The 19198-nt window shown below is 60.0% G+C and carries 14 protein-coding genes; 2 read left to right on the top strand and 12 right to left on the bottom strand.

Annotated elements, in window-relative coordinates:
* Nucleotides 1-5: 5 nt before the first annotated feature.
* The 12 genes from nuoH to IEV53_RS10625 form a co-directional block, all read right to left on the bottom strand.
* A complete protein-coding gene (nuoH, locus tag IEV53_RS10680; RefSeq protein ID WP_188426769.1) occupies nt 6-968 on the bottom strand; it encodes an NADH-quinone oxidoreductase subunit NuoH in 963 nt (320 codons plus the stop codon).
* On the bottom strand, nt 965-3676 hold the full coding sequence (gene nuoG, locus IEV53_RS10675) for an NADH-quinone oxidoreductase subunit NuoG (protein ID WP_188426768.1): 2712 nt from the start codon (nt 3674-3676) through the stop codon (nt 965-967). Before nuoG ends, nuoH begins: the two co-directional genes overlap by 4 nt.
* A 13-nt stretch (nt 3677-3689) precedes the next feature.
* Nucleotides 3690-5006, bottom strand: coding sequence for an NADH-quinone oxidoreductase subunit NuoF (nuoF, locus tag IEV53_RS10670; RefSeq protein WP_188426767.1), 1317 nt, complete (start codon nt 5004-5006; stop codon nt 3690-3692).
* On the bottom strand, nt 5006-5515 hold the full coding sequence (nuoE, locus tag IEV53_RS10665; protein WP_127101782.1) for an NADH-quinone oxidoreductase subunit NuoE: 510 nt from the start codon (nt 5513-5515) through the stop codon (nt 5006-5008). Before nuoE ends, nuoF begins: the two co-directional genes overlap by 1 nt.
* Nucleotides 5502-7229 (bottom strand): NADH-quinone oxidoreductase subunit C/D, encoded by a 1728-nt coding sequence (nuoC, locus tag IEV53_RS10660; RefSeq protein WP_229719837.1) that lies wholly within the window; start codon nt 7227-7229, stop codon nt 5502-5504. The genes nuoE and nuoC overlap by 14 nt, the downstream gene beginning before the upstream one ends.
* A gap of 49 nt (nt 7230-7278) precedes the next feature.
* A complete protein-coding gene (locus tag IEV53_RS10655) occupies nt 7279-7920 on the bottom strand; it encodes an NADH-quinone oxidoreductase subunit B (protein WP_023979422.1) in 642 nt (213 codons plus the stop codon).
* 2 nt (nt 7921-7922) lie between these two features.
* Nucleotides 7923-8378, bottom strand: a complete 456-nt coding sequence (locus tag IEV53_RS10650) for an NADH-quinone oxidoreductase subunit A (protein WP_188426765.1) — start codon at nt 8376-8378, stop codon at nt 7923-7925.
* A gap of 266 nt (nt 8379-8644) precedes the next feature.
* Nucleotides 8645-10459, bottom strand: a complete 1815-nt coding sequence (locus tag IEV53_RS10645) for a glycoside hydrolase family 15 protein (protein ID WP_188426764.1) — start codon at nt 10457-10459, stop codon at nt 8645-8647.
* A gap of 99 nt (nt 10460-10558) precedes the next feature.
* Nucleotides 10559-12061: a glucose-6-phosphate dehydrogenase gene (zwf, locus tag IEV53_RS10640; RefSeq protein WP_188426763.1), complete on the bottom strand. Its 1503-nt coding sequence runs from the start codon at nt 12059-12061 to the stop codon at nt 10559-10561.
* A gap of 96 nt (nt 12062-12157) precedes the next feature.
* Nucleotides 12158-13711, bottom strand: a complete 1554-nt coding sequence (locus IEV53_RS10635) for an efflux transporter outer membrane subunit (protein ID WP_229719836.1) — start codon at nt 13709-13711, stop codon at nt 12158-12160.
* 62 nt (nt 13712-13773) lie between these two features.
* Nucleotides 13774-15357, bottom strand: a complete 1584-nt coding sequence (locus IEV53_RS10630) for a DHA2 family efflux MFS transporter permease subunit (RefSeq protein WP_188426761.1) — start codon at nt 15355-15357, stop codon at nt 13774-13776.
* Nucleotides 15354-16475, bottom strand: a complete 1122-nt coding sequence (locus IEV53_RS10625; protein WP_188426760.1) for an HlyD family secretion protein — start codon at nt 16473-16475, stop codon at nt 15354-15356. The genes IEV53_RS10630 and IEV53_RS10625 overlap by 4 nt, the downstream gene beginning before the upstream one ends.
* Nucleotides 16476-16971: 496 nt before the next feature.
* Between IEV53_RS10625 and IEV53_RS10620 the strand changes: the two genes are divergently transcribed.
* Both IEV53_RS10620 and moaA read left to right on the top strand, forming a co-directional pair.
* A complete protein-coding gene (locus IEV53_RS10620; RefSeq protein WP_188426759.1) occupies nt 16972-18171 on the top strand; it encodes a molybdopterin molybdotransferase MoeA in 1200 nt (399 codons plus the stop codon).
* Nucleotides 18161-19198, top strand: coding sequence for a GTP 3',8-cyclase MoaA (gene moaA, locus IEV53_RS10615; protein ID WP_188426758.1), 1038 nt, complete (start codon nt 18161-18163; stop codon nt 19196-19198). Before IEV53_RS10620 ends, moaA begins: the two co-directional genes overlap by 11 nt.

Below are 19198 nucleotides of genomic sequence, written 5' to 3'. Positions count from 1 at the left end.
CCCTCTCAGACGCCCGCGCGCAGCAGAATGACCGCGCCGGTGACCAGAATGTTAAGAAGAGACAGCGGCAGCAGCACCTTCCAGCCGAAGGACATCAGCTGGTCGTAACGCGGACGGGGGAGTGCTGCACGCAGGAGAATGTAAAAGCAGATCAGCAGGAAGACCTTGATCGCAAACCATAGGAATGGCGGCAGGAACGGGCCATGCCAGCCACCGAGATAGAGCGTGGTGATCAGAGCCGAGCTGAGCGCAACACCGGCATATTCAGCCAGATAGAACATGCCGAATTTCATGCCCGAATATTCGGTATGAAAACCGGCGCCGATTTCGTTTTCGCCTTCAGGGAAATCGAAAGGCAGACGATGCGTTTCAGCAATACCGGCCAGCAGAAAGATCACCGCACCGAGGCATTGCGGGATGATGAACCAGCAATTGGTCTGCGCTTCGACGATATCACGAATGCTGAACGAACCGGCCGCCATGACTACGCCCATGACCGAGAGACCCATGAACACTTCATAGGAGATCATCTGGGCGGCGGCACGCATGCCGCCGAGCAGGGCGTATTTATTGTTGGACGACCATCCGGCGAGAACCACCGAATAGACGCCAAGACCCAGCATGCCGAAGATAAAGAGCAGGCCGACATTCAGCTCACCCGCCACACCCCAGATAGGGGTAATGGGCACGACGCCAAAGCAGAGCAGAACGGCCAGAAAGCCGATGATCGGTGCGACAAGAAAGACCGGCTTGTCCGCAAAAGGCGGAATCCAGTCCTGCTTGAACAGCATCTTCATCGCATCGGCGATGACCTGAAAAAGGCCGAACGGGCCGACGCGGTTGGGGCCGGGGCGATCCTGGAACACGCCTAGCAGGCGACGCTCCAGCATGGTCGAGACCGCTGCGACGCCGAGAACGCCAAAGACGGTCACGACGATCACAAGAATTGGCCACACGATGGGCATCATACCGCGCTCTCCGTTCCAATACGCTCGGCAGGCGCCGTGATTTCAAGAGAAACCCAGCCCGGTGCCGACCAGGAGCGGGACACCATATGCGGCGGGCATGTGGCGACACCTTCGGGCAGAGAAGGATCAGACACGGCATCGACCGTGAAGACCTCGCCATTCAGCGACAGACGTACCTGGGCGCCCTTGGCCACGGCCCCACCGATACGCACCACCGCAGGGGCGGCGCGCTCGACGATTGGCTGGGCCATCATGCTCATTTCATCCGTACCAAATACACGGGCTTCCGGCAGAAGCATGAACTGACCGGCGCGAGGAGCGAAAGCCGATGGCACGTCCATGGCGTAGGAACCAGCCGCGTTGGCCACCCCTTCCACCAGACGCACACCGCAATCGCCACCGCGCATCTTGCCGCCGATTTCCTGCTGGAAGCGGTTCAGCGACTGCTCGGAGTTCCAGCCAGGTACCTGATAGAACGGCACAAGCGTGCCGGGCATGTCAGTGCTGTAGGAGCCTTCCATGGTGGAATGCAGCGGTGTGTCGGGCGAGCTCGGGGGCGGAATATCGCGAACACTGATATTGGCACGGATGGCCGTGCGCCCGCTGACGCGATGCGTCTGGCTGCGCAGCGGTGTGCCCTCGAGCTCATAGTCCGAACCCGGTGCTGCCTCGGGGATGCGGGCGAAAACCGGCATCGTCGTCGCGATTTCAGCGATCAGATCATCCAGCTTGCCCCAGGGCTTTACATGGCTGAGACCAGCGGCCTGCGCCATGTCGGCAATCCAGCGCCAGCCTGCCTGAAGCGGCGCATCAGGATAGACAACCTGGAAGAAGCGCTGGGCGCGACCTTCGGCACTGACCAGCGTGCCATCCGTTTCGGAATAGGCTGCCGAGGGGAAGGTAACCTGTGAACGAATGGCCGTTGGCGTAACCGAGTGATCGAGCACCACCAGATTGGCGGCACTTTCAACCAGCGCATCGAACTGCGCGCCATCGAGGCGGCGGCTCAGATCGTTTTCGAGAACGATCAGCGTGGCATCGGCAGAGCGGGCAGCGATCGTGTCGAGCGAGAGCCCGTCCATAAGCGCGAGGCCCATGGAGTTGGCTTCCGGCAGGACGAAGCTGATGAGCGGCGTCTTGCCCTTGGCGGCCAGGGCAGAGGCGATGTTCGCCGTTGCCTGAAGCAGGGCTGCGGAAGCGTATTGCAGGCCCGAGACCAGCAAGGGCTTTTCGGAGGCCAGCAGGGCTTCAGCAATAAGCGAAGCGGAAGCCGCCTCGGCCTCGGTGAGACCGGCCACATCGGGAGCCGACGTGTCGATGCGATGCGCAATGGCAAAGCCGAGACGCGCGGCATCTTCCGGCATGGCGCGGATGGCATCCTGCGCAAAACCATCCAGATCGGTCACGGTGGGCGATACCACGAAGAGCGGCGAGATCGTGTCCTGACCCAGCGTACGCACCGAGGCGTCCATCCAGTGAGGGACACGGGCCTGATCAGCTGCCTTGTTGAAGGCCGTGCGCTTGATCTGGCGCAGCGCCAGGCTCATGCGTGGTGAGGTTGCCGAGACATCCTCACCCAGGATCAGGGCGCCGTCAGCGGTTTCCATCTCATGCATGGTGGCGATGCGCGCCGGGCCAGCGGCCAGAAGCGACACGGCCAGCTTGACCAGGCTGTGCTGCGGCTCGGCCATGCCGGTCGAGAAGTTCTCGGCACCGACGAGCTTGCGCAGGGCGTAGTTGGATTCCAGCGAGGCGCGCGGCGAGCCGATGCCCACCAGCTTGCCCGAAGCCGCGATCTTGCCGAAATGATCCAACGCGGCCTGGGCCGGTACCGGTGTCATGTCGCCATTGATCACATAACCAGCCGAACGCAGGCGCGTCGGGGCATTGACCCAGCCATGACCGAAGCGACCGCGATCGCACAGGAAGTAGCGGTTCACCTCATCATTATAGCGGTTGAGCGTACGGCGAACCTTGCCGGCGCGCTCATTGATGATGGTGTTGCAGCCTGTTGCGCAGTTGGAGCAGACGGACGGGGCGCCGCGCATGTCCCATTTGCGGCTGTACATCTTCGAGAACGGCTTGTCGGTGAACACGCCGGTCGGGCAGACCTCGATGAGGTTGCCGGAGAAGGGGCTCTCCAGCGTGCCGCTCTCATGGCGTCCGAAATAGACGTTGTTATGCGAGGCAAACACGCCCAGATCCTGGCCGCCCGCATAGTCACGATAGAAGCGCACGCAACGATAGCAGGCGATGCAACGGTTCATTTCGTGCTTCACGAAAGGACCGAGTTCCTGATTGTTGTGGGTGCGCTTGTCGAAGCGATAGCGACGCTCGCGATGACCGGTCATGACGGTCATGTCCTGAAGATGACATTCACCACCTTCTTCACAGACCGGGCAGTCATGCGGGTGGTTCGTCATCAGCCACTCGACCACCTCGCCGCGGAATTCCTTGGCTTCAGGGTCTTCAACCGAGATGATCGCGCCTTCAGTCACCGGCGTCATGCAGGCCATGACGATACGACCGCGTGTGTCGTCGGCATTGGCATATTGCTTGACCGCGCACTGACGGCACGCACCGACAGACCCGAGTTCCGGGTGCCAGCAGAAATAGGGCAGGTCTTCCCCTGCCTCGAGACAGGCCTGCAGAAGGTTCACGTCTGAACGTGCTTCAACCTCGCGGCCGTCGATTACGATTTTTGCCATCGGGCCGTTCCTCCTACGCCGCCTGCCCTGCGGCGCCGCTCTCTGCGGTGCCGGAGGCGGGCTTGCTAACCATTCGCTGGAAATCCTCGGCGAACATCTTCAGACCGCTGGCCAGAGGCGCGATCGCACCCGGTGCATGGGCACAGAAAGTGCGCCCCATCGGGCCGATCAGGCGGGCTGCGTCATGGAGGCGATCGATATCCTCCGGCGTGCCGCGCCCTTCCTCAATGGCAATCAGAAGACGCTCGACCCAGGGCAGGCCGTCACGACAGGGCGTGCACCAGCCACAGGATTCCTGCGCAAAGAAATGCTCGAGATTGCGGATCATCCCGATCGGGCTGGTCCGGTCATCGAGCAGGATGGCCAGACCCGTACCGAGGCGGCTGCCCGCCTTTTCCGGCGTCGGGTAGTCCATGATGATGTCGGCGTGCTCGGCCCCAAGGAATGCGGTCGAGGCACCACCGGGCAGGAAGGCGCGCAGCTTGTAGCCGTCCTGCATGCCGCCTGCACACTCATTCAGGATCACGCCGAGCGACGTGCCCAGAGGCAGCTCGAACACACCCGGACGCTTGGCACGACCACTGACACCGTAAAGCTTGGTGCCGCCATCGACGCAGGCGCTCAGCCCCAGATACCACTCTGTGCCATTGGCCAGAATATGCGGGATGTTGCTGAAGGTCTCGATATTGTTCACGACCGTCGGCGCGCCCCACAGACCACCGATCTGCGGGAAAGGCGGCTTGGCGCGCGGGTTGGCGCGACGGCCTTCCAGCGCCGTGATCAGGGCCGTTTCCTCACCGCAGATATAGCGCCCGGCAGAGGGATGGACGTGAAGATCGAAATCGAAGCCCGAGCCGAGAATGTTCTCGCCAAGGAACCCGGCCTCGCGCGCCTGGATGACCGCCTGCTGAAGGCGCTCCAGACCCAGATGATATTCACCACGCAGGAAGATGATGCCGTGCCGTGCCTGGATGGCATAGGCCGAGATGATCATGCCTTCGATGAGCTGAAGCGGATTGCCTTCGACAAGGATGCGATCCTTGAAGGTGCCCGGCTCCATCTCGTCACCATTGGCGACGATATATTTGAGGCGGTCCTTCGAGGATTCCTTGGGAACGAAGCTCCATTTCATGCCGGTGCTGAAACCGGCGCCGCCGCGTCCGCGCAGCTTGGAATCCGTCACCTCGGTAATGATCTCGGCGGGGCTCATGCCGAGGGCGCGACGCAGGCCGCGCCAGCCGCCCTTTTTGTCATAGCCTGCCGGATCGAGCGGCGTCTCGCGATCCACAAGCGCCAGAAGCGGCTGCTTTTCGGGGTTCAGACCAGTCATCACTTCTTCCTCGCCCGAATGTCGTCAATGATGCCGTCAATGTCTTCCGGGCGGACAGGACCGAACAGATCCTTGCCGACCAGCATGGCCGGGGCGTGGTCGCAGTGACCGAGGCAGACGATGGGCAGAACGGTGAATTCACCATCCGGCGTCGTCTCGCCCATTTTCACGCCCAGCTTCTTGCACAGGCGTTCGCGTGTCTGTTCAGCGCCCATGATGTAGCAGGAGACGGAGTCACAGAGCATGACCACGTTCTTGCCGACCGGCTTGCGGAACAGCAGGTTGAAATAGGTGGCAATCCCGTCGAGATCGGCCTGGGACATGCCCAGGATGCGTGCCGTATGGGCGAGATGCGCGTCGTTGATCCAGCCGAAACGCTCCTGCACGAGGCGCAGCGCCTCGATGGCGGCGCCACGAGGGTGATGCTCGTGGGCGGCCATGTCGATGAACGTATCGACGAGATCCTGAGGGAGTTCGGCGTCCTGCGCCGTAAGTTCAGCGGTCGACATCGGCCATCACAAAATCGATGCTTCCGATAATAGCGATCAGATCGGCAATCATGGTGCCGCGTGACAGCATCGGAAGCTGTTGCAGATGAATGAACGACGGTGTGCGGATACGCGTCCGGTAGGACATCGTGCCGCCATCGCTCACGAGGTAATACTGGTTGAGACCCTTGGTCGCCTCGATGCAGGAGCGCACTTCGCCCTGCGGAATGACCGGCCCCCAGCTGACGCCCACGAAGTGATGGATGAGCGTCTCGATGTCATGCATCGTGCGCGGCTTCGGCGGCGGCATGGCCAGGGGATGCTCGGCCTTATAGGCCCCGCCCGGCATGTTATCGAGGCAGTAGCGGATGATGCGCAGGCTCTGGCGGATCTCTTCGATATGCACCGCAGCGCGATCATAGCAATCGCCGTTGACGGCCGTCGGAATATCGAAGTCGATCTGGTCATAACCCGAATAGGGAGCCTTACGACGATAATCCCATTCCAGACCCGTGGCACGCAGCCCCGGCCCCGTCACACCCCAATCCACTGCCTCTTCGGTATTGTAGACGCCAACGCCCTTGGTGCGGGCCTTGAAGATCGGGTTCTTCATGACGAGTTCGTTGTACTCGTCCAGACGCTTGGGCAGATAATCGAGGAAGGCGCGAACCTCGCCATCCCAGCCCTGCGGCAGATCCATCGCCACGCCGCCGATGCGGAAGAAGGCCGGATGCATGCGGAAGCCGCAGATCTTTTCGATGATCTCGAAAACGCGCTCGCGGTCGGTGAAGATGTAGAAAACCGGCGAGAGCTGGCCCAGATCCTGCACCATCGTTCCGTAGAACACGAGATGGCTGGAGATACGGAAGAACTCGGCCAGCATGATGCGAATGAGCTGAGCGCGCGGCGGCACGGTGATGCCTGCCAGCTTCTCGACACCCATCACATAGGGGAAGTTGTTCATCACCCCGCCGACATAGTCGATACGATCGGTATAGGGGATGTAGCTGTGCCAAGTCTGGCGCTCGGCCATTTTCTCGGCGCCGCGATGGTGGAAGCCGATATCGGGCACCGCATCGACAATGAACTCGCCCTCGAGCTGCAGCACGACGCGGAACACGCCATGGACCGAAGGATGGTTCGGGCCGAGATTGAGGAACATGAAATCGCTGTTGTCGGAATGACGCTTCATACCCCAGGATTCGGGGTCGAATTTCAGCGCTTCCTGCTCGTCGAAAACCTGGTCTTCGGAGAGCGTATAGGGCGGACGCTCGGTCGCACGGGCGTAATGGTCCTTGCGCAGCGGATGCCCGACCCAGGTGGGCGGGGTCAGGATGCGCGAGAGATGCGGATGCCCCTCGAACACGACGCCGAACAGATCCCAGGCTTCACGCTCCAGCCAGTTCGCATTCGGCCAGATATCGGAAATGGTCCCGATATTCGGATCATCGACCGAGAGCGGCACCTTGAAGCGCACTTCGTCGATCGGACCGTTGAAGGACTGGATGTGATAGACAACCGTGAAATCAGAAGCCGGAAGACCATCACGGTGAATGCGCTGACGCTCATCCACGCAGGTAAGGTCGAGCAGCATGCGCAGCATGCCGCCGGCCTTCACCGCCTGCAGCACGGCGCGGATCTGGCCACGCGAGACCCAGAAGGTCGGCACGCCATCGCGCGTCGACTCTTCCATGATGATCATGTGCGGGGGGAAGGCAGCCACGGCGGCGCCCATGACGCCGGAACGGGTTTTTTCGAAAACTTCGCTCATTGCTGTCCGCTCCTCAGATCGTGTCCGGGGTGCGCAGCTTGGTGACCGCCATGCGTTCTTCACGCTTGAGGTCGCGCATGCTGGCCGGGGTCACCTTGGTCACGCCCTGATCACCAACCATCCAACTGAGCGGACGGCGCTGCTTGCCGATGGAGTCCTGAAGCAGCATCAGCCCTTCGAGCAGTGCATCGGGGCGCGGAGGGCAGCCAGGCACATACACATCGACGGGGAGGAAGCTGTCGACGCCCTGAACAACACTGTAGATGTCATACATGCCGCCCGAATTGGCGCAGGAACCCATGGAAATGACCCAGCGCGGCTCGAGCATCTGGTCGTAGAGATACTTCACGATGGGGGCCATCTTGCGGAACACCGTGCCGGCGATCACGATCAGATCGGCTTCACGCGGTGTCGCACGCAGCACTTCGGAGCCGAAGCGGGCAATATCGTAGCGGCTGGTGAAGGCCGTCGCCATTTCCACGTAACAGCAGGAAAGGCCGAAATTGAACGGCCAGACCGAGTTCTTCTGACCCCAGGAAATGAAATCCTGCAGCTTGCCGACCACAAGATTGCGACGCACGTCCTCGTGCGCCAGCAATTCTTCAGGTGACTGCAGACGGGGTTCGCCGACGGCGGAGGTAAGAGTCCAAGTCATCGTTATACGACCTCGCGCTCGGGGATTTTGACAAGTTCGACGGGGGAGTTGGGCGGCACCTTGACCGGCATGCGGCGATGCTTGGGGCCCCATTCAAGAGCACCACTGCGCCAGAGATAGATCAGAGCGAGCGTCAGAAAGACGACAAAGGTCGCAACCGAGATGAAGGCGGCCCAGCCTGCCTCGACCACCACGGAGGCCCATGAGTAGATGAACACGCTTTCAACGTCGAAAATCACGAAGAACACGGCCAGCAGATAGTACTGAACCGGCAGACGGATACGCGCTGATCCTGTTGAGAGGATACCTGACTCGTAGGGCAGACTCATCGACCGCCCGCGTGCAGCACCGACACGGCGAGGCCCAAGAGCAGCAGACAGCGCCACCACGATGCAAAGGAAAATGACCGTAAAGGCCACGTAGATCGCTAAAGCATGATCTGCGAGAAACTGAGACACTGGCGCAACCACCTATTCCCGACGGGACCAATGGCCAAAGTCCACCAGAGCGCCGAAACGCCCGAACGGAACTAAAAAGCCAATGGTCGAGAGGTTTTTTCTGCGCCATTGCCTAGCATCACATCAAGTGCCTGCCTATCACCTGACCGAGAACACACGAAGCCGTGATCAATTAGGTATTGGTGTGGTCCTCTTTTTGTTGATACTGATTATCAACTTCTGTGCCGATTTTTTGAGAAGTATCGACACTTATTTGATACTGATTCTCAACTGAAACCTTTGTCGCGATATATTACCTGATCCAGATATTGACCGGCCCTGATCAGCGCCAGATGGGTGAAAGCCTGGGGGAAATTACCCAGATGCTCGCCTGCCGGGCCGATTTCCTCTGAAAACAGGCCGACATGGTTGGCGTAAGACAGCGTCTTGTCGAAAAGGAAACGCGCCATCAGCAGGTCGCCCGAGCGGGCCAGACATTCAATGTACCAAAAGGAGCACATGGTGAACGTGCCCTCACGCCCTTCCAGCCCGTCATCATTATTGCCTTCGGCCACATGGTAACGAAAGACATGACTGTCATCGAGCAACTGGTCACCTACGGCGCGCAGAGTCGAGGCCCATCGCGGATCATGATCGCCAATGAAACCCATGAGCGGCATCAGCAGGCATGAGGCGTCAATCGCCGTGCCTCCCTTGTACTGGACGAAATATCCCAGTTCCTCGCTCCAGAAATTATTCTGGACATCCATGTAGATGGCATTGCGCTCGCGCACCCAGACGGCAATCCTGGCAGGAAATCCGCGCTCTTCCGACAGACGAATGGCCCGGTCCAGTGCAACCCAGCACATGATACGCGAAAAAAGGAAATGTTTTTTCCCACCCCTTACTTCCCATATACTTTCGTCTGGCTGATTCCAGTTGAGGCACAGCCAGTCAATACCTTCGGCAATCGACTCCCATGCTTTCCAGCTCAGCCGCTCACAATGACGATCGGCATGATAAACGGCGTCCATCATCTCACCGATGATATCGAGCTGAAGCTGGTCTTCCGCCCCGTTACCGATGCGCACAGGGCGCGAATTACGGAAGCCTCTGAAATGGGTCAGATCCGTCTCGGGCACGAAAGCCTTGCCATCAATGGCATACATGACCTTCAGACGTGCTTCGCCGGGCTGAGCCTCGAGGCGACGCTGGTGCAACCAGCGAATGAAGGCGGTGGCCTCTTCGGTATGGCCCGTTTTCATGAAGGCATAGACCATGAAAGACGAGTCGCGGACCCAGCAGTAACGGTAGTCCCAGTTGCGTATGCCACCGGGGTCTTCCGGCAGACCGAACGTCGCAGCAGCGACCATCGAGCCATGCTCTGCCGAGGTCAGCAGCTTGAGCGCCAGGGTCGAGCGCGTGATCTGGTCGTGCCAGCGACCGTGATAGCTCGCACGTGCCACCCAATCGATCCAGTAATTGGCCGTCGCCTTGAACGCAGTAGAGGTCCAGTGGTCTTCGAGGCAGAGATTTTCGTCGGTCGTGAGGCTGTCTAGCATGAACGTCGCTGTTTCGTTCAGCTGCAGCACGAACTCGGCGCAGGCATCGCCCTCGACCACCGTCATGGGAATGGTCGAACTTATGCGCAGGGTCGGCAGGTCGTCGCGCATCGGCTCGAACAGGATCACGCGGTCATTCAGCACGCGGGCCTTGTGCCCGACGCGGGCATAATCAAAGCGCGGGGCGCAGTGCAGCCGGAATTTCAGCGTACCACGTATCGCTTTCACCCGCCGGATCACGCGCTGTTCGGGATAATCGGGAGCCAGCGTCATGAAATCGGAGATCTCACTCACACCTTCGGGCGAGAGTACGCGTGTCAGCAGAACATTGGTGTCAGGCACGTAGAACTGGCGGAACCTGCCCCCTTCAAGCACAGGTGCGAGTTCGAAGAACCCCGCACTCGGCTCGAGAAGCGAAGCGAAAACGCTCGGGGAATCAAAACGCGGCCAGCACATGAAATCGATCGAACCGTTGAGCGCGACCAGAGCGGTCGTACGCAGATCGCCGATCACGGCATGATTTTCGATTGCCATACTCATCGTCAGTTCTTTCGACCGAGGCCCTTTTACGGAGACCTTGTTTTGAAAACAGGCTTATCGACCCGGCATTCTTACCTGCCGGGCAATAAAAGCACAGGATTATTTGACCGGAATCCAGCGTCTTCCGTCACGCTCAAGCAGGGCCATCGCCTCGTCGGGCCCTTCAGAGCCAGCCTTATAGGGATACGGCGCCTCAGGTGTGACGATCGCATCAATCGCCCTCCAGGCCGCCTCGATGGTCTCGGCACTCTGAAAGAGCATCTGATTGCCCGCCATGCAGTCATGCAGCAATGCCTCGTAGCCGACATTGGGAGCCTTCCTGAAGAAGTCGTCATACAGAAACCGACTGCTTACCGGCGCAATCTCTTCTTCCAGACCGGGCTGCTTGGCATCGAAATCGATCGAGACACCCCGCACCGGGTCGAGCAGAAAACGGATGACATTGCCGATACGCGGGTCGTCCATGTTCTGATTGAACAGGGCATAAGGTGGCTTTTTGAAGACAACATTGATTTCAGTGCGTCGGCCTGACATGCGCTTGCCGGTACGCAGATAGAAAGGCACACCGCCCCAGCGCCAGTTATCGATGAACAGCTTCATGGCAGCAAAAGTCTCGGTCTGGCTGTCAGCTGCGACACCGGGCTCGCTGCGATAGCCGGGCACCGATCTCCCCTCGATCTGACCCGCAGCATATTGCCCCGGCACATAATCCTCATCCCGTATCGGGCGTATGGCCTGCAGAAGCCGCGTCTTTTCCTGCCTCACAGCATCAGCCGAGAGCGACGACGGCGGCTCCATCGCGATCAGGCTCAGCAGGACAAAAAGATGATTGGGCACCATGTCGCGCAACGCGCCCGTATGTTCGTAAAACGCCCCGCGCTGCTCGACGCCAATCGTCTCGGCGGCGGTGATCTGCACGTGATCGATATACTCACGGCGCCAGATCGGCTCGAACAACACATTCGAGAAGCGGGCAATCATGATGCCCTGATTGGCTTCCTTGCCGAGAAAATGATCGATCCGGTAGATCTGGCTTTCATCGGCCTGGGCGCGCAGCACACCATCCAGTTCACGTGCCGAGGCGAGATCGCGACCGAAGGGCTTCTCGACAATGAGACGACGGAAGCCGCGCCCCTCCTTCAGCAGGCCGCCCTGCCCCAGCCCGGTCGCGATGCGAGCGAAGAAGCGCGACGCAACGGCGAGGTAGAAGATGACATTCCCGGCACCAAGCGTTTCACGCAACGTGGTGTAGATGTCTGCCTGGGTGAAATCGCCCGACAGATAAAGCGCGCCAGACGTCACACGATCCCAGACCGCCCGGTCGAGATGGGGGCATGAGAACTCTGCGGAAGGGTCTTTTGCATCCTGCTCGGCCAGTGAGAACAGTTTTGCGGCCCAGTCCTTCCCGGTCTGCTCGGCACGATCGACGGCGATGATCTGGAAATCGGCGGGCAGTGCGCCAGCCACAGCAAGATCATAGAGAGAGGGAAGAAGCAGACGCCGGGTCAGATCGCCACCGGCGCCGAAGATGACCAGCTTGCAGGGCTGTGGCTCGGACGCATTTCCCAGAGCATTGCCAAGCTGTTCAGTAGTGGTCGACATGACGTTTCTCCCTCTGACTCAATGAGCAGGAGGGAGAAAGCCTATCACGGCAAATAGATCACCGAATTATTTTACATATCTCAAACAATATTGTGATCAGGCATGGCGGAGACTGTCACCGCCATGCTGCCGGATTGTTGCATCTTCGGGTTTGTCTTGCGGGAACTGCGTTTCCCAGCCGCCACCCAGGGCATTATACAGATGCGCCAGATTGCTCGCGATCGTCGTGGTGCTGTCAGCAAGCTGCAATTGTGCCGAAAGCAGGTCACGCTGCGCCGAGAGCACGTTCAGATAGGTGGTCAGGCCGCTGCGATACTGCTCCTGCGCCAGATGCAGGGCGCGCTGCCCTGCGTTCACGGCACCCTGCAGCCCATCCCGGCGACGCTGCTCGTCACGATAGGCAATCAGCGCATTATCGACATCACGCCACGCACCCAGCACGGTCTGACGATAGGTAATGGCCGCTGCCTTCTGGGCATAGCGATTGAGCATCAGCTGACCGCGCAGACGCCCACCCTGAAAGATCGGCAGGGAGATGGACGGGCCGATATTCCACGCGCGTGCATTCCAGAAACCGAGATCGCGGAAAGACAGCGATTGCAGCCCGAAATCGGCATTGAGCGTGATCTTGGGATAGAACTCGGCTTCTGCCTCGGCCACATTGGCCACAGCTGCATGAAGCTGCGCCTCGGCCTGACGGATATCTGGGCGACGCTGCGCCAGTTCCGAAGGTACACCGACCGGCACGCGAGGCGGCACAACCGGAATACCGGCCGTCCGTGTCAGCTCGTCATTGAGCGTGCCGGGAGGGGCCCCCAGCAACAGGCTGATGGCATTGATCTGCTGCTCGATGCGCTGCTCGGTCTGGGCAATCTGCGCCGTGGTAGAGTCAAGCTGCGACTCTGCGCTGGTGACATCCAGCTCGGTCACGAGACCGGTTTTCTGACGCTCCTTTGCGAGGGAGAGTGTCTGGGCCTGCGTATCCCGATTGGCTTTGGTGATACGCAGCTGCTCCTGAAGCCCGCGCAGCGTCAGATAGTCATTGGCCATATCGGCCTGCTGCGCGATCAGAATACCACGACGCTCTTCGTCGGTCGCCTGCAGATCGGCCTTGGCGGCTTCATACTGACGCGCCACACGTCCCCAGAGATCGACCTCATATTGCGCGTCGATGGAATATTTCCACTGGTTAAGCAGAGGAATCGTGGCGTCACCAACGCTCTGATCGAGCAGGGTCGCGCGCTGTTGACCGAGAGCCGCGCTGTTATCCTTTGCCACCCCGGAGAGAATACGCTGCAGCGACTTGGTGCTGTATTGCGAGCGCGTATACGAGCCGCTTGCCGAAAGACCCGGAAAACGCTCGGCGCCTGCCATCATGAGCTGGGCGCGGCTCTGTGCGAGCTGCGCTGCCGCACGCTGGATATCGAGGTTCTGGGTTGCCAGACGGGTTTCGAGCGAGGTCAGGGTCGGATCGTTGAAGATCTTCCACCAGTTCGGATCGGGCGCATCCGCCGTGGTCTGGCTGCCAGCCTGCCCCGAACGGGCATGCATGTCATACTGGCTGGGCGACCACAGATCGGGCTTCTGATATTTCGGCCCGACACAGCCTGGCAGGGTAAGCGCCATGGCGAGCGAAGCGCCGCTCAGCATCAGCGCGCGCGGGGAACGGCCTGTCTTCAAGGCGTGGCTCCAGAAAAGCATGAGATTAGTCATTAATGGGCACCTCCGGCCGGACCTTTCTTGGCCACAGGGGAGAGCAGGAAGCAGAACGGCACGACGCAGAACGCCATGATCCCGATCACCATGAAGGTCTGGTTATAGGCCACCATGGAAACCTGCTGCATGAAGCTCTGATAATAGCTGTGTATGGCGAATTGATGCGCCGATGATGAGGTCATGCCCGCATCGGTCGCCACCTTCTGCACCGTGTTGAGATAGTCCTGACCATTGGCGTTATAGTCCGAAGACCAATGGGCCATCAGGCTCTGCCTGATCTGCTTGGTTTCGGTAATGGCAGCCGTCGCGAGAGAAATGGCAAGCGAGCCGATATAGTTTCGCGACATGCTGAACATGGCCGATGCGTCGGAATTCAGCTCTTTTGGCAGGGTGGAATAGGCAATGGTCGAGATCGGCACGAACAGAAAGGCCAGAGCCGAGGTCTGGAAAATTCGATACTCCACCAGATGGGCGTAGCTCGTCGTCGGCACGAGATGGGCCGAGTAGAACATCGCGAGCCCCATCAGGAAGAACCCGAAGGCAATCAGGTTACGTACCTGCACAAAACCCATCAGCTTGCCGACAATGGGAATGAGACAGATGATCACTGCCCCGCCCGGCGCCAGCACTTCGCCTGAGATCGTGGCCGTATAGCCAAGAACCTGCTGGGCGAACTGGGGCACGATAATGGCCGAGGCGTAGAGCAGTCCACCGACCATGGCCATCAGGAACGTGCCAACGGCAAAGTTGCGGTCCTTGAAAATGGCAAGGTTCAGGAGCGGATTCTTGGCCCGAAGCAGCCAGATGACGGCACCGACCACACCCGCCACACCCAGTGCGGCCATGGTGATGATAAAGGGCGAGCCGAACCAGTCGTCATCCTCGCCACGATCGGCCATGATTTCGAGGCAACCCAGACCGAGCGAGATCAGGCAGATGCCGATCACGTCAACCTTCTCGCGCTTCTGCTTTTCCCATGGCGGATCTTCCACCAGGGCGGAAACACCGATCAGCGTCAGGATGCCGAAGGGCACATTGACGTAGAAGATCCAGCGCCAGGAATAGTTATCGACCAGATAGCCGCCAAGCAGCGGACCGAGAATAGGTGCCACAATGGTCGCGATGGCCGTCAGGCCAAAAGCCGCACCCCGTTTTTCCGGCGGGAAGGTATCGAGAATGATCGATTGCTGGTTCGGCTGCAGACCACCCCCGAAGAAACCCTGCATCAGACGGAAGATGATCAGCATGGGCAGGCTCGTCGACAATCCACACAGGAAGGACGAGACCGTGAACATGGCAATACAGATAAGGAAATAGCGCTTGCGCCCCAGCAGCTTGCCGAACCATGCCGAGATGGTCAGCACGATACCATTCGCCACCAGATAGGAGGTGAGCGCCCAGGTGGCATCATCATAGGAACTGCCGAGCGCACCCGAGATATGCGGGAGCGCCACGTTGATGATGGTGGTGTCGAGCACCTCCATGAAAGCGCCCAGCGTCACCACCACAGCAATCAGCCAGGGGTTCGCTTTGGGCTTCCAGCTGGAGTGGTCCTTGTTGTCGCTGGACGCATCGCTCATGGAATCGTCACCGTCGGCACGACAGAAACGCCCAGAGGCAGGGGCACATTCGGATCGAGCCCGCTATCGATCAGGATCTTGACCGGCACGCGCTGAACGATCTTCACGAAGTTGCCCGTTGCGTTCTCTGGCGGGAAGGCGCTGAACGCTGCACCGGCACCGAGCTGAATCGAGTCGACATGACCGTGCAGTGTGAGGTTCGGATAGGCATCGACCTCGATCTCGACCTTATGGCCGGGACGCATCTTGGTGATCTGCGTTTCCTTGTAGTTCGCCACCACCCAGACTTCAGGCTCGACGACCGAGAAAAGCTTCTGGCCGGTCTGGACGAAATCGCCCTGCTCGACGTTACGCTGCGAGATCCAGCCATCATGCGGTGCGCGTACTTCGGTCCAGCCGTAATTCAACTGGGCCTGAACGAGGTCAGCCTCGGCAGCCTTGAGCGCAGCGTTCTGCTGCTTCATGGTCGCTTCCTGATTCTCGATGTTCGGCTGGACGGGGGTTGCCTGCTGCAGCTCACCTTCTGCGCGCATTACTTCAGCATGGGCCTGATCGAGCGCGGCCTTCGAATAATCGATATCCTGCTGGGTGGTTGCTGCACGCGAGACGCTGTGCTGACGGCGGTAATCCGTCTCGGCCTTGAAAAGCTGGGCCTGGGCCGAAGCCAGCGCACCCTTTGCCGCGATCAGACGACCGGGGAAGTTCTGCTTGGCCACCATGACCATCTGCGTGGCTGCCGCAAAATTGGCCTGAGCCTGGGCAATGCTCGCTTCTGCCTTATGCAGCGAGGCGATGTAGTCGCGATCATCGATCTTGACCAGCAGTTGGCCCGCATGAACGAACTGGTTGTCGTTCACCAGAAGCTGCGTGACATAGCCGTTTACATGCGGTGCTACAGAAATCTTGCGCCCCGCCGTATAGGCATCGTCCGTCTCGATCTGGTTTTTTGTCAGCAGCCAGTATCCCAGCCAGGCAATCGCAATAACGATAACGACCGCAATCAGAATGATACGCTTGAGAGGGCTGCTCTTCTTGCCGCCCTTCTTGCCACCCGCATCGTTCTTCTGCTCGTCATCACCCTGCGATGCGCGATTATCCTGATCGTCGCCCTGCGCCATGTGCATCCTCTCGCCGTTACCCCCTCTTTGCGGGGGCAACTCGGTTTCCGGGTCTCTCGACCCAACGTCTCATCGTCTGATCTGAAAATGACCGTTCGGTTCGGTCATGGACTAGCATAGCTATTTGGGGGCTTCAATCATCTGTTTCATAGAATGTCTTGCCCTTGTGAGCCTTCCCTGGCGCGCTCGACGCTGCCCGGCCTTCAACCTGTGGGCGCCCTCACGGTTGCGTGAAATTACGCTCGCAACCAACCCGCCTCGCGCATGTTACGGAAAAGCCACAACCAGACCGCGCATGCCCCCTGTAGGCGTTGCCCGGAACGCGCCTGCTGCCGATACACCAAGCAGATTTCATGGCGATTGATCGCCTCATGGACTACCGGCCAGAACCTGTCGGGCAAAGCGCGCATTCTTGCAGGAGCAGACCCGGCAAACTTGTCCAGCGGGGCACATATTCAGTTGCCTTCCCCCCCTTGCCTCGCCAACAAAGGTCTTCATGAACGACCTTCTGACCATCGACGCTGCCGAGACCCTTATCGGAGAGGCCCTGAGGCCTTTTCCGACCGAGACCATCCCGCTCGGTCAGGCTGCCGGTCGCATCCTGCGTCAGAATGTCACCGCAGAGCGCGCCCTGCCGCCCTATGACCGGGTCATTCTCGATGGCATCGCCGTGGCCTGGTGTGACGGCCAGCGTGATTTCCGTCTTGTCGCCACGCAGCCAGCCGGTCGGCCGCCACTCGCCATGCCAGACGGAACCGGTCAGGCAATTGCTGTCATGACCGGGTCAGTGCTGCCATCAGGGGCCGACACGATCATTCCGCGAGAAGATTTCGACATTCAGGGCGATCTTGTTTCGCTACGCGCAGACGTCACGCCACGCAAAAACCAGCATGTCCATCCCAAAGGGGCGGATTGTGCGCAGGGTGCGGCCCTGCTTTCGCCCGGTCTGAGGCTGACACCACCCGAGATGGCTATTCTGGCCGCCAACGGCATCTCTCACCCCGAGGTCTCGGTTATTCCCTCTATTGCCATTATCTCGACTGGTGATGAGCTGGTCGCCTCCGATGCTCCCGTTCAGGACTGGCAGATCCGTCGCTCGAACGAATTTGCCATTGCCGCCTCGCTCTCACGCAAGGGCTTCACCCGTCAGGCCTTTGCCGTGCTGCCGGACGATCTGGCCCTGACGACCGACCACCTTGCGACGCTTCTGGAACAGCATGACGTGCTGGTTCTGAGCGGTGGAGTATCGATGGGGCAGTTCGATTTCGTGCCTCAGGCGCTCACGTCCCTCGGGGTAAGGAAAATCTTTCACAAGATAGCGCAACGCCCCGGCAAACCCTTCTGGTTCGGGCTCTCCGCCAAGGAGCAGCCGGTTTTCGCCTTGCCTGGCAATCCTGTTTCGGCATTGGCTTGTTGCAGCCGCCACGTTGTGCCAGCCCTTTTGCGCGCTCAAGGCCTCGTGCAGGAGGCCATTCCGGTGCGTCTTGGGGAGACCCTGTCTCCCCTTCCCTCCATGACCCGCCTTGTGCCGGTGCAGCTTGTGCATGGTGCCGATGGTGTTGCCACGGCCATACCTCATCCCATGCCGACCTCGGGCGATTTCAATCGTCTCGGCATGACACAGGGGCTCGTCACCCTTCCCCCCGGCACTGCCCCCCTGACGCCGAGTGCGAGCGTTCTTTTTCATGAATGGTGAGAGTTCAGCACCCGAACAGCCGAAAGACCTGCTGGCACGGCCATGGCACGATCTGCGCATTTCGGTCATGGATCGCTGCAATTTTCGCTGCCCTTATTGCATGCCGCAATCGGTGTTCCACGACGATTTCGCCTTTCTCGAACCGGCACAGCGTCTGGATTTCACGACAATAGAGCGTATCGCCCGCATTTCGGCGCGGCTTGGCGTCAGCAAGCTGCGCCTGACCGGTGGCGAGCCATTGCTGCGCCCCCGGCTCGACACGCTGGTCGCGCGGCTCGTCGCCCTGCCTGGTATCGACGATGTAGCCCTGACCACCAATGGCGTTCTGCTCGACCGCCATCTCGACGCGCTCTATCACGCCGGGCTCTCTCGCCTGACGATCAGTCTCGACAGTCTTGACCCTGCTGTTTTCAGCCACCTGAGCGGTGGTCGCGACGCGCTGGATACGGTGCTGAGCGCTATCGACAAAGCCGCCTCACGAGGCTTTCCCGGTGGCATCAAGATCAACACTGTCGTGCAGCGCGGCATCAACGAGCAGGATATCCTGCCCCTGGTGAGCCGGTTTCGCCACACGGGCATCACCCTTCGCTTCATTGAATTCATGGATGTCGGCACGCGCAATCACTGGTCCGAAAGCGCTGTCGTGCCCTCTGCGACCCTTCTGGAACGCATCGGGGCTGTCTATCCGCTCGAACCGCTCGAACCCCTCTATCGCGGCGAAGTGGCGCAACGTTACCGTCTTGCCGACGGCAGCGGCGAGATCGGTTTCATTTCCTCGGTCACGGCGCCGTTCTGCGGCGATTGTTCGCGGGCGCGTCTTTCTTCAGAGGGGCAGATCTATACCTGCCTCTTCGCAAAGACCGGGACCGATCTGCGCCCCGCCCTCGCTGACACCGATGATGCAGCGCTCGAAACGCTGCTCCGTCGCATCTGGCGAGGCCGCGCGGATCGTTATAGTGAAATACGCAATCCAGACCCGCAGCGTGCTTCAGGCGAGCGGATCGAAATGTATTATATCGGAGGCTGA

The organism is Asaia siamensis (assembly GCF_014635085.1).
Classification (GTDB): Bacteria; Pseudomonadota; Alphaproteobacteria; order Acetobacterales; family Acetobacteraceae; genus Asaia; species Asaia siamensis.
This window is presented reverse-complemented; position numbering and strand designations above follow the sequence as displayed.

Bases quoted from the DNA above. Each gene is read 5' to 3' on its own strand.
- nuoH (WP_188426769.1), bottom strand. From the start codon at position 968: ATGATGCCCATCGTGTGGCCAATTCTTGTGATCGTCGTGACCGTCTTT.
- zwf (WP_188426763.1), bottom strand. From the start codon at position 12,061: ATGTCGACCACTACTGAACAGCTTGGCAATGCTCTGGGAAATGCGTCC.
- IEV53_RS10620 (WP_188426759.1), top strand. From the start codon at position 16,972: ATGAACGACCTTCTGACCATCGACGCTGCCGAGACCCTTATCGGAGAG.
- nuoG (WP_188426768.1), bottom strand. From the start codon at position 3,676: ATGGCAAAAATCGTAATCGACGGCCGCGAGGTTGAAGCACGTTCAGAC.
- moaA (WP_188426758.1), top strand. From the start codon at position 18,161: ATGAATGGTGAGAGTTCAGCACCCGAACAGCCGAAAGACCTGCTGGCA.
- nuoE (WP_127101782.1), bottom strand. From the start codon at position 5,515: ATGTCGACCGCTGAACTTACGGCGCAGGACGCCGAACTCCCTCAGGAT.
- IEV53_RS10655 (WP_023979422.1), bottom strand. From the start codon at position 7,920: ATGACTTGGACTCTTACCTCCGCCGTCGGCGAACCCCGTCTGCAGTCA.
- IEV53_RS10645 (WP_188426764.1), bottom strand. From the start codon at position 10,459: ATGAGTATGGCAATCGAAAATCATGCCGTGATCGGCGATCTGCGTACG.
- IEV53_RS10635 (WP_229719836.1), bottom strand. From the start codon at position 13,711: ATGCTGAGCGGCGCTTCGCTCGCCATGGCGCTTACCCTGCCAGGCTGT.
- IEV53_RS10625 (WP_188426760.1), bottom strand. From the start codon at position 16,475: ATGGCGCAGGGCGACGATCAGGATAATCGCGCATCGCAGGGTGATGAC.
- nuoC (WP_229719837.1), bottom strand. From the start codon at position 7,229: ATGGGCGCCGCCGTGGCTGCCTTCCCCCCGCACATGATCATCATGGAA.
- IEV53_RS10630 (WP_188426761.1), bottom strand. From the start codon at position 15,357: ATGAGCGATGCGTCCAGCGACAACAAGGACCACTCCAGCTGGAAGCCC.
- nuoF (WP_188426767.1), bottom strand. From the start codon at position 5,006: ATGACTGGTCTGAACCCCGAAAAGCAGCCGCTTCTGGCGCTTGTGGAT.